This is a genomic window from Streptomyces sp. NRRL S-87, assembly GCF_000719335.1.
Classification (GTDB): Bacteria; Actinomycetota; Actinomycetes; order Streptomycetales; family Streptomycetaceae; genus Streptomyces.
The window spans coordinates 158,771-169,014 of the sequence record NZ_JOGB01000007.1 but is presented as its reverse complement, the minus strand read 5'-3'; the positions used below and the strand labels follow the sequence as shown (position 1 = coordinate 169,014).

Sequence of the window (10,244 nt, the reverse complement as noted above, 5' to 3'; positions counted from 1 at the left end):
ACGCTGTTGAGTTCTCAAGGTGCGGACGCTTCCTTTGTTCCCGTTTCCGGGCCCTCCGGGCGCTTCCTTCGTTTCCGACTCTATCAGATCTTTTCTCGATCCGATTTCCTCGGTGCTTTCCGGTTCCGGCCCGTTTCCCTTTCGGGGGGCTTTTCCCTTTCGGCGTTTCAGACTCTATCAGGTTTCCCTGGTCCGAATTCCCACCCCCTTCGGACCGGTTCGGGCACACGACTGTGCCGTCGGTCTTTCCGGGGTAGAGCCGTAAACGTACTGGAGCGGGGCCCCCGATGCAAATCGGGGGCCCCGCTCCTGGGCCGAGAGGGCGAGGTCCGTCAGACCTCGACCACCACGGGGAGGATCATCGGGCGGCGGCGGTAGCCGTCGGAGACCCACTTGCCCACCGTGCGGCGGATGAGTTGCTGCAGCTGGTGGGGTTCGAGGACCCCGTCGGCGGCCTGCCGCGCGATGGCGTCCTCGATCCTCGGGACGACCGCGGCGAAGGCGGAGTCCTCGATGCCGGAGCCGCGGGCGTGGATGTTCGGTCCGCCCACGACCTTGCCGGTGGTGCTGTCCACCACGACGAAGACCGAGATGATGCCCTCGTCCCCGAGGATGCGGCGGTCCTTGAGCGAGCTCTCGGTGACGTCGCCGACCGAGAGGCCGTCCACGTACACGTAGCCGGCCTGGACCTTGCCGCTGATGCGGGCCTTGCCGTCGATCAGGTCGACGCAGATGCCGTCCTCGGCGATGACGATGCGGTCCTTCGGCACGCCGGTGAGGGCGCCCAGCTCGGCGTTGGCACGCAGGTGGCGCCATTCACCGTGGACCGGCATCAGGTTCCGCGGCTTGCAGATGTTGTAGAAGTACAGCAGCTCGCCGGCGGAGGCGTGGCCCGAGACGTGGACCTTGGCGTTGCCCTTGTGGACCACGTTGGCGCCCCACCGGGTCAGGCCGTTGATCACGCGGTAGACCGCGTTCTCGTTGCCCGGGATCAGGGACGACGCCAGGATCACGGTGTCGCCCGGGACGATCCGGATCTGGTGGTCGCGGTTGGCCATGCGGGACAGCGCGGCCATGGGCTCGCCCTGCGAGCCCGTGCAGACCAGGACGACCTCGTGGTCGGGCAGGTCGTCGAGGGTCTTGACGTCGACGACCAGGCCGCCGGGCACGTTGAGGTAGCCCAGGTCGCGGGCGATGCCCATGTTGCGGACCATCGAGCGGCCGACGAAGGCCACGCGGCGGCCGTACTCGTGCGCCGCGTCGAGGATCTGCTGGATGCGGTGCACGTGGCTCGCGAACGAAGCGACGATGATCCGCTTCTGGGCGTTCGCGAAGACCGTGCGCAGCACGTTGGAGATGTCCCGCTCGTGCGGGGTGAAGCCCGGGACCTCGGCGTTCGTGGAGTCGGTGAGGAGGAGGTCGATGCCCTCCTCGCTCAGCCGGGCGAAGGCGTGCAGGTCGGTCAGGCGGTTGTCCAGCGGGAGCTGGTCCATCTTGAAGTCGCCGGTGTGCACGACCATGCCCGCGGGGGTGCGGATGGCGACGGCCAGGGCGTCGGGGATGGAGTGGTTGACGGCGATGAACTCGCAGTCGAACGGGCCGAGGTTCTCGCGGTCGCCCTCGGCCACCTCGAGGGTGTAGGGGCGGATCCGGTGCTCCTGGAGCTTGGCCTCGATGAGGGCCAGGGTCAGCTTGGAGCCGATGAGCGGGATGTCGGCCTTCTCCCGCAGCAGGTAGGGGACGGCGCCGATGTGGTCCTCGTGGCCGTGCGTGAGCACGATGCCCTCGATGTCGTCCAGGCGGTCCCTGATGGACGTGAAGTCCGGCAGGATCAGGTCGACGCCCGGCTGCTCCTCCTCGGGGAAGAGGACGCCGCAGTCGACGATGAGCAGGCGGCCGCCGTACTCGAAGACGGTCATGTTCCGGCCGATCTCACCGAGGCCGCCGAGCGGGGTGACGCGGAGGCCGCCCTCGGGGAGCTGCGGAGGCGCGCCGAGTTCCGGATGCGGATGGCTCAAAAGTCTCTCCTCACCACACGCGCCACGTACCTCCTGGGCACGTGGCGCGCATGACAATCGTGCACTTGCTGTTGACTTGTGTGGTCGTGCTGTTCAGTTGTGAAGTCTGGTGTCAGAGCTGTACCCCGCCGGCGGCGAGGTCGACCTTGAGCTGGGCGGTCTCGGCCTCGGTGAGCCCGATCATCGGCAGCCGGAGCGGGCCGCCGGGCAGGCCCTGGAGGGCGAGCGCGGCCTTGGTGGTCATGACGCCCTGGGTACGGAACATGCCCGTGAAGACCGGCAGCAGCTTCTGGTGGATCTCGGTGGCCTTCTGCACGTCGCCGCTCAGGTGCGCGTCGAGCATGGCACGCAGGTCGGGGGCCACGACGTGGCCGACGACCGAGACGAAGCCGATCGCGCCGACGGAGAGCAGCGGCAGGTTCAGCATGTCGTCGCCGGAGTACCAGGCGAGGCCGCTGCGGGCGATGGCCCAGCTGGCGCGGCCGAGGTCGCCCTTGGCGTCCTTGTTGGCGACGATGCGCGGGTGCTCGGCGAGCCGGACGAGGGTGTCCGTGTCGATCGGGACGCCGCTGCGGCCGGGGATGTCGTAGAGCATGACGGGCAGCTCGGTGGCGTCGGCGATCGCCGAGAAGTGCCGGACCAGGCCCTCCTGCGGGGGCTTGTTGTAGTACGGCGTGACGGCGAGCAGGCCGTGCGCGCCGGCGGCCTGGGCCTGGCGGGCCAGCTCGATGCTGTGGTGGGTGTCGTTGGTGCCGATGCCGGCGACGACGTGGGCCCGGTCTCCGACCGCCTCGAGCACGGCTCGTACGAGGTCGTTTTTCTCCGCGTCGGTGGTGGTGGGGGACTCGCCGGTGGTCCCGTTGATGATCAGGCCGTCGTTGCCTGCGTCGACGAGGTGGGAGGCGAGTCGCTGAGCACCGTCGAGGTCGAGCGCGCCCTCGGCCGTGAAGGGCGTGACCATCGCGGTGAGGACCCTGCCGAAGGGGGTCTGCGGAGTGGAGATCGGAGCCATGGGTAACACGCTACTCGCTGCTCTGCCCGCGGTGCCCCCTTGGGGGGACGTGTAGGAGGGACCTCCCAGTGTCGGCCGTGCGGGTTGTTGGATCCCGGCACTGCCTGCTCGGGGGTTCAAGCAGTGCCGGGTCCGTTTGATCAGCCTAGATGAACTTCACGAAACGTCGCAATACGGACACTTCGGCTGATTCCTCGCACATGGGTACGCTACGGCGCGACGCGGCCGTTCTTGTTGAACGCGGCGTAGGTGAGGGGCATGAGCCCGGCCCAGTGCTGCTCCATCTTCTCGCCCACCATCTCGATCTCGCGCTGCGGGAACGAGGGCACGGCGGCCAGCTCGTGCTGCGTGCGCAGGCCGAGGAAGTGCATCAGCGAGCGGGCGTTGCAGGTGGCGTACATCGAGGAGTACAGGCCGACCGGGAGCACCGAGCGGGCCACCTCGCGGGCGACGCCGGCGGCGAGCATCTCCTGGTAGGCGTCGTACGCCTGACGGTACGAGTCCTCCATGACGCGGCCGGTCAGCTCGTGCTGCGCCCGGGTGCCCTCGACGAACACGTACTTGCCCGGGCGGCCTTCCTGGACCAGCTTGCGGGACTCGTCCGGCACGTAGAACACCGGCTGGAGCTCCCGGTAGCGGCCGGATTCCTCGTTGTACGACCATCCGACGCGGTGCCGCATGAACTCGCGGAACACGAAGATCGGCGCACTGATGAAGAAGGTCATCGAGTTGTGCTCGAAGGGGCTGCCGTGGCGGTCCCGCATCAGGTAGTTGATGAGACCCTTCGAGCGCTCGGGGTCCTTCTGGAGCTCGTCCAGGGACTGCTCGCCGGCCGTCGACACGCGCGCGGCCCACAGCACGTCGCTGTCCGTGGCCGCGTGCTTGACCAGCTCCACGGTGACGTCGCTGCGGAAGCTGGGTTTCAGGTCGGGTGCGGGGGTCTCGCTCACCGGCGAAGGGTCCTTCCAGTACGTGGCCAGGGGCGGCGCCCACTCTACGGGGCACGACGGACCTCGCCGGACCGCCGACCCGGTGACCGGCCGGAGGGGCAGTCCACGGGACGGACTTCGTCGAATTTGCCGAAAAGGGGCACCCGGGGGGCCGTTCGTGCGTCCTACCTCACAGCAAGGTCGTTTCCGTACGTCCGCCCCGCCCGTACCCGTGAGGAGATGCCGCCCCGATGTTCCGCCGGCGCGAGTCCGTCCCGTTCGCCTTCGTCGCCGAGGCCGACCGATTCCGCAGTAACGTCACTCCCCCGCCGCGCGAGCGTCCGGGCCTCGGGCAGATCGCCGCCCGTAGTCTGGTCGGGATCACAGTGGTGGCCGGTCTCGTCGGCGCCCTGCTCTTCGGGATGCCCGCGCTGCAACCGCAGACGCCGGGCGGGGCCGAGCAGTCCACGGCCTCCTCCGAGGGCCGCTGACGCCGTCCGGCCCCCCTGGGGTGGAAGGCCATTGACGGGCTGGATAGCCTCACCGGCACAGCCCAACCGAATGTGCATGTGAGTGAGGACCAGCCGTGCCCCTGCCCTTCCTGACGGCTTCGGACAGCGCATTCGACGCGCACGACGAGTTCGACGCGGCCCTGCCGCACGCCGACCACGACCAGTGGCGGCGCCCCTACCGGCCGGGCCCCTGGCGTGTGGCAGCCGCCGCGCTGCTGCTGCTCCTGGGGTCCTTCATGCTGCTGGCCACGGTCGTCGTGGCCTTCGCCGGCGCCCTGACGGGCACTCTGGTCTGCCTCGGAGCGGCGCTCCTCGTGATCGGCTCGGCCCTGCGCATGCTGCGGGCCGGCGTCTGGGTGAGCCGCGCGGGCCTGCGCCGGGTGTCGTTCTTCGGCACCCGTACGGTCGCCTGGTCCGAGGTCACCGAGATCCGCACCGTCCAGCAGCCGGTCCGCTGGCTGGGCCTGCCCCGTACGGTGCAGGGCCAGGCGCTGACGGCCGCGGCCCGTTCGGGTTCCGCGCTGCCGGTGCTGCTGACCGACCACAACGCCGACTTCCTCTCCCGTACCGAGGCCTTCGACCGGGCCGCGGACACGCTGGAGGCCTGGGCCGCGGAGTACGCCCCGGCCGGCGCGGCGTCGTAACACCGCGGAGGAACGACGCAGGGCCGGCTCCGCGGAGCCGGCCCTGGAAGCCCGTCGGGGTCTCAGACCCCGACGGGCTTCTTCGCGTGCAGCGCGATCGCCCGCTGCATGGCCTTGCGCGCCCGCGGGGTGTCGCGGGCGTCGTGGTAGGCCACGGCCAGCCGGAACCAGCAGCGCCAGTCGTCGGGGCTGTCCTCGGTCTCGGCCTTGCGGCGCGCGAAGACCTCGTCGGCGGAGTCCCGCAGGATCCGGCCGTACCCGTCCCTGGCCAACTCGTCGACGGGCAGGCCGCCCTGGGCGTCCAGTTCGGCGGCGAGACGGTTGGACCGCGCCACGAACTGGGTGTTCTTCCACAGGAACCAGATGCCGATCACCGGCAGGATCAGCACGGCCACGCCGAAGGTCACCGTCAGCACGGTGCCGTGCTGGACGAGCAGCACGCCGCGGCTGCCGACCAGGACGAAGTAGACGACCAGGACGGCGGCCGTGAGCAGATAGGTGAGCTTCGCGCGCATGGGTGGGCCTCAGCGGGTCAGAGGTCGAGGAAGTTTTCCAGGCCGAAGGTGAGGCCCGGAGTGGTCACCACGCGGCGGGCGCCCAGCAGGACGCCGGGCATGAAGCTGCTGTGGTGGAGGGAGTCGTGGCGGATGGTCAGGGTCTCGCCCTCGCCGCCGAGCAGCACCTCCTGGTGGGCCAGCAGGCCGCGCAGGCGGACCGCGTGCACCGGGACGCCGTCCACGTCGGCGCCGCGGGCGCCGTCGAGGGCGGTGGCGGTGGCGTCGGGCATGGGGGCGCAGCCGGCCTCGGCCCGGGCGGCCGCGATCAGCTGGGCGGTGCGGGTGGCCGTGCCGGAGGGGGCGTCGACCTTGTTGGGGTGGTGCAGCTCGACGACCTCGACCGACTCGAAGTAACGGGCGGCCTGGGCGGCGAACTTCATGGTGAGGACGGCGCCGATGGAGAAGTTCGGCGCGATGAGCACGCCGGTCTCCGGGGAGGCGGCGAGCCAGGTGCGCAGCTGCGCGAGGCGGTCCTCGTCCCAGCCGGTGGTGCCGACCACGGCGTGGATGCCGTGGCGCACGCAGAAGTCGAGGTTGCCCATCACCGAGGCGGGGGTGGTCAGCTCGACGGCGACCTGGGCGCCGGCCTCGGCCAGCGTCTCCAGCTTGTCGCCGCTGCCGAGCGCGGCGACCAGTTCCATGTCCTCGGCGGCCTCGACGGCCCGGACGGCCTCCGAGCCGATGCGGCCCTTGGCTCCGAGGACGGCCACGCGCAGCTTGCTCATGTTGTTCGCTTCCTTACGTCGCGTACGTACGTCACTGCCTGTCGCGCCACTGCTGGTCCTGCTAGGCCACCGCTTCGTCGAGGCGGGCGGCCTGCTTCTCCTTGAGCGGGCCGATCACCGAGAGGGACGGTCGCTGGGCCAGTACATCGCGCGCGACGGCCCGGACGTCGTCCGGGGTGACGGCGGCGATGGCGGCGAGCATGTCGGAGACCGACATCTGGGTGCCCCAGCACAGCTCGCTCTTGCCGATGCGGTTCATCAGGGCGCCGGTGTCCTCCAGCCCCAGGACGGTGGAGCCGGAGAGCTGGCCGACGGCCCGCTTGATCTCCTCGTCGGTGAGTCCCTCCGCGGCGACCTTGTCCAGTTCGTCGCGGCAGATCCGCAGGACGTCGTGGACCTGGTTGGGGCGGCAGCCCGCGTACACGCCGAAGAGGCCGGTGTCGGCGAAGCCGGAGGTGTACGAGTACACGCTGTAGGCCAGGCCGCGCTTCTCGCGGACCTCCTGGAACAGCCGGGAGGACATGCCGCCGCCGAGGGCGGTGTTCAGGACGCCCAGGGCCCAGCGGCGGTCGTCGGTGCGGGCCAGGCCCGGCACGCCGAGGACCACGTGGGCCTGCTCGGTCTTGCGGCTGACCAGCTCGACGCGGCCGGCGGCGCGGATGCGGCGGTGGCCGCCGCGCGGGCCGATCGGCTGGGCGTCGGTGTGCTTCAGCGCGCCGGCCTTCTCGAAGGCGGCGCGGACCTGGCGCACGACCTTGGCGTGGTCGACGTTGCCGGCCGCGGCGACGACGAGGTGGCGCGGGTCGTAGTGCTTCCGGTAGAAGCGGGCGATCTGGTCCCGGCTGAGCGCGTTGATCGTGTCGACGGTGCCGAGGACCGGGCGGCCGAGGGGGGTGTCGCCGAGCATCGTGTGCGCGAACAGGTCGTGCACGCAGTCGCCCGGGTCGTCCTCGGTCATCGCGATCTCCTCGAGGATGACGCCGCGCTCGGCGACGACGTCGGACTCGAGGATCAGCGAGCCGGTGAGCATGTCGCAGACCACGTCTATGGCCAGCGGCAGGTCGGTGTCGAGCACCCGCGCGTAGTAGCAGGTGTACTCCTTCGCCGTGAAGGCGTTCATCTCGCCGCCGACCGCGTCGATGGCGGCGGAGATGTCGAGGGCGGACCGCTTCTTGGTGCCCTTGAAGAGGAGGTGCTCCAGGTAGTGCGTGGCGCCGTTGAGCGTGGGCGTCTCGTCGCGGGAGCCGACGTGGGCCCAGATGCCGAAGGTGGCGGAGCGGACGGAGGGCAGCGTCTCGGTGACGACGCGCAGTCCGCCGGGCAGGACGGTGCGGCGGACGGTGCCGATGCCGTTCTCGCCCTGGAGCAGGGTTTGGGTACGGGCGACGGCCCGCCCCTCCGAAGAGGGGCGGGCCGTCACACGGGAACTACGCGACGTCACTTGTCGGAGTCGTCCTTGTTCTCAGAGGCGTCCTCGCCCTCGATCACGGGGATGAGGGAGAGCTTGCCGCGCTGGTCGATCTCGGCGATCTCGACCTGGACCTTGGCGCCGACCGCGAGCACGTCCTCGACGTTCTCCACGCGCTTGCCACCGGCGAGCTTGCGGATCTGCGAGATGTGCAGCAGGCCGTCCTTGCCCGGGAGCAGGGAGACGAAGGCACCGAAGGTGGTGGTCTTGACGACCGTACCCAGGTAGCGCTCGCCGACCTCCGGCATGGTCGGGTTGGCGATGCCGTTGATCGTGGCGCGGGCGGCCTCGGCGGCCGGGCCGTCGGCGGCACCGATGTAGATGGTGCCGTCGTCCTCGATCGTGATCTCGGCGCCGGTGTCCTCCTGGATCTGGTTGATCATCTTGCCCTTGGGGCCGATGACCTCACCGATCTTGTCCACCGGGATCTTGACGGTGATGATCCGCGGGGCGTTCGGGGACATCTCGTCCGGGGTGTCGATCGCTTCCATCATCACGTCGAGGATGTGGAGGCGGGCGTCGCGGGCCTGCTTGAGGGCCGCGGCCAGGACGGAGGCCGGGATGCCGTCCAGCTTGGTGTCGAGCTGGAGGGCGGTGACGAACTCCTTGGTGCCGGCGACCTTGAAGTCCATGTCGCCGAAGGCGTCCTCCGCACCGAGGATGTCGGTGAGGGCGACGTAGTGCGTCTGGCCGTCGATGTCCTCGGAGATGAGGCCCATGGCGATGCCGGCGACGGGGGCCTTGAGGGGCACACCGGCGTTCAGCAGCGACATGGTGGAGGCGCAGACCGAGCCCATGGACGTCGAGCCGTTGGAGCCGAGGGCCTCGGACACCTGGCGGATCGCGTACGGGAACTCCTCGCGCGTCGGCAGCACCGGCACGATGGCGCGCTCGGCGAGCGCGCCGTGGCCGATCTCGCGGCGCTTGGGCGAGCCCACGCGGCCGGTCTCGCCGACGGAGTACGGCGGGAAGTTGTAGTTGTGCATGTAGCGCTTGCGGGTCACCGGGGAGAGGGTGTCCAGCTGCTGCTCCATGCGGAGCATGTTGAGGGTGGTGATGCCCAGGATCTGGGTCTCGCCGCGCTCGAACAGGGCGGAGCCGTGGACCCGCGGGATGGCCTCGACCTCGGCGGCCAGGGTGCGGATGTCGGTGACGCCGCGGCCGTCGATGCGGACCTTGTCCTTGATGACGCGCTCGCGGACCAGGGCCTTGGTCAGGGAGCGGTAGGCGGCGGAGATCTCCTTCTCGCGGCCCTCGAAGGCCGGGAGGAGCTTCTCGGCGGCCAGCTCCTTGACGCGGTCCAGCTCGGCCTCGCGCTCCTGCTTGCCGGCGATGGTGAGCGCCTGGGCGAGCTCGCCGCGGACGGCGTCGGAGAGGGCGGCGTACACGTCGTCCTGGTAGTCCAGGAAGACCGGGAACTCGGCGACCGGCTTGGCGGCCTTGGCGGCCAGGTCGGCCTGGGCCTTGCAGAGGACCTTGATGAACGGCTTGGCGGCGTCGAGGCCGGCCGCGACGACCTCCTCGGTCGGCGCCTCGGCGCCGCCCTTGACGAGCTGGATGGTCTTGTCGGTGGCCTCGGCCTCGACCATCATGATCGCGACGTCGCCGTCCTCCAGGACGCGACCCGCGACGACCATGTCGAAGACGGCGTCCTCGAGCTCGGTGTGCGTCGGGAAGGCGACCCACTGGCCCTTGATCAGCGCGACGCGGACGCCGCCGATCGGGCCGGAGAAGGGCAGGCCGGCCAGCTGGGTGGACGCGGACGCGGCGTTGATCGCGACGACGTCGTACAGGTGGTCGGGGTTGAGCGCCATGATGGTGGCGACGACCTGGATCTCGTTGCGCAGGCCCTTCTTGAAGGACGGGCGCAGCGGGCGGTCGATCAGGCGGCAGGTGAGGACCGCGTCCTCGGAGGGGCGGCCCTCACGGCGGAAGAAGGAGCCGGGGATCTTGCCCGCGGCGTACATGCGCTCCTCGACGTCCACCGTCAGGGGGAAGAAGTCGAGCTGGTCCTTGGGCTTCTTCGACGCGGTGGTCGCGGAGAGCACCATCGTGTCGTCGTCCAGGTAGGCGACGGCGGAGCCGGCGGCCTGGCGGGCCAGGCGGCCCGTCTCGAAGCGGATGGTGCGGGTGCCGAAGGAGCCGTTGTCGATGACGGCCTCGGCGTAGTGGGTCTCGTTCTCCACTAGCGTTTTCTCCATTTTCGTCGTCTCCGTCCTCCACCCGTGTGGTGGGGGACGGTTTCTGGAGAAGCGCTCCTGGGTGCGGGCCGGTCTTCGATCGAAGCACCCGGTACGGGCCGCCGTGGGCTCTCCGGATGCCACTACCGAGGACCGGCGTGCGTATGGAGGGCGCTCCTCCTCTTCAGTTGTCGCGTGT

Annotated in this window: 9 protein-coding genes; 2 read left to right on the top strand and 7 right to left on the bottom strand. The window is 70.1% G+C overall.

All coding sequences use genetic code 11. From position 1 onward, the window contains the following. Nucleotides 1-332: 332 nt before the first annotated feature. From IF43_RS0106890 to thyX, 3 genes are all read right to left on the bottom strand, one after another. Nucleotides 333-2,018 carry a ribonuclease J gene (locus tag IF43_RS0106890; RefSeq protein ID WP_030195446.1) on the bottom strand — a complete coding sequence of 562 codons (1,686 nt, stop codon included), beginning with the start codon at nt 2,016-2,018 and terminating at the stop codon, nt 333-335. Between the two features lie 112 nt (nt 2,019-2,130). After that, nucleotides 2,131-3,030, bottom strand: coding sequence for a 4-hydroxy-tetrahydrodipicolinate synthase (dapA, locus tag IF43_RS0106885; protein ID WP_030195443.1), 900 nt, complete (start codon nt 3,028-3,030; stop codon nt 2,131-2,133). Nucleotides 3,031-3,239: 209 nt separating this feature from the next. Continuing rightward, nucleotides 3,240-3,980, bottom strand: a complete 741-nt coding sequence (gene thyX / locus IF43_RS0106880) for an FAD-dependent thymidylate synthase (RefSeq protein ID WP_030195440.1) — start codon at nt 3,978-3,980, stop codon at nt 3,240-3,242. A gap of 230 nt (nt 3,981-4,210) precedes the next feature. Between thyX and IF43_RS0106875 the strand changes: the two genes are divergently transcribed. Next, nucleotides 4,211-4,450, top strand: coding sequence for a hypothetical protein (locus IF43_RS0106875; RefSeq protein WP_030195437.1), 240 nt, complete (start codon nt 4,211-4,213; stop codon nt 4,448-4,450). A 95-nt stretch (nt 4,451-4,545) separates the two neighbouring features. Further along, the gene (locus tag IF43_RS0106870) at nt 4,546-5,115 is read left to right on the top strand and encodes a PH domain-containing protein (protein ID WP_030195434.1); all 570 of its coding nucleotides are present in this window, start codon (nt 4,546-4,548) and stop codon (nt 5,113-5,115) included. 62 nt (nt 5,116-5,177) lie between these two features. Here the strand turns inward: IF43_RS0106870 and IF43_RS0106865 are convergent, their stop codons facing one another. From IF43_RS0106865 to IF43_RS0106850, 4 genes are all read right to left on the bottom strand, one after another. Further along, nucleotides 5,178-5,630, bottom strand: a complete 453-nt coding sequence (locus IF43_RS0106865) for a tetratricopeptide repeat protein (RefSeq protein WP_030195433.1) — start codon at nt 5,628-5,630, stop codon at nt 5,178-5,180. A 17-nt stretch (nt 5,631-5,647) separates the two neighbouring features. Next, on the bottom strand, nt 5,648-6,397 hold the full coding sequence (gene dapB, locus IF43_RS0106860; protein WP_030195432.1) for a 4-hydroxy-tetrahydrodipicolinate reductase: 750 nt from the start codon (nt 6,395-6,397) through the stop codon (nt 5,648-5,650). Nucleotides 6,398-6,458: 61 nt separating this feature from the next. Continuing rightward, complete coding sequence (locus IF43_RS0106855; protein ID WP_030195431.1) at nt 6,459-7,838, bottom strand: pitrilysin family protein; 1,380 nt, start codon at nt 7,836-7,838, stop codon at nt 6,459-6,461. Beyond that, on the bottom strand, nt 7,835-10,051 hold the full coding sequence (locus IF43_RS0106850) for a polyribonucleotide nucleotidyltransferase (RefSeq protein WP_030195430.1): 2,217 nt from the start codon (nt 10,049-10,051) through the stop codon (nt 7,835-7,837). Before IF43_RS0106850 ends, IF43_RS0106855 begins: the two co-directional genes overlap by 4 nt. Between the last annotated feature and the right edge of the window lie 193 nt (nt 10,052-10,244).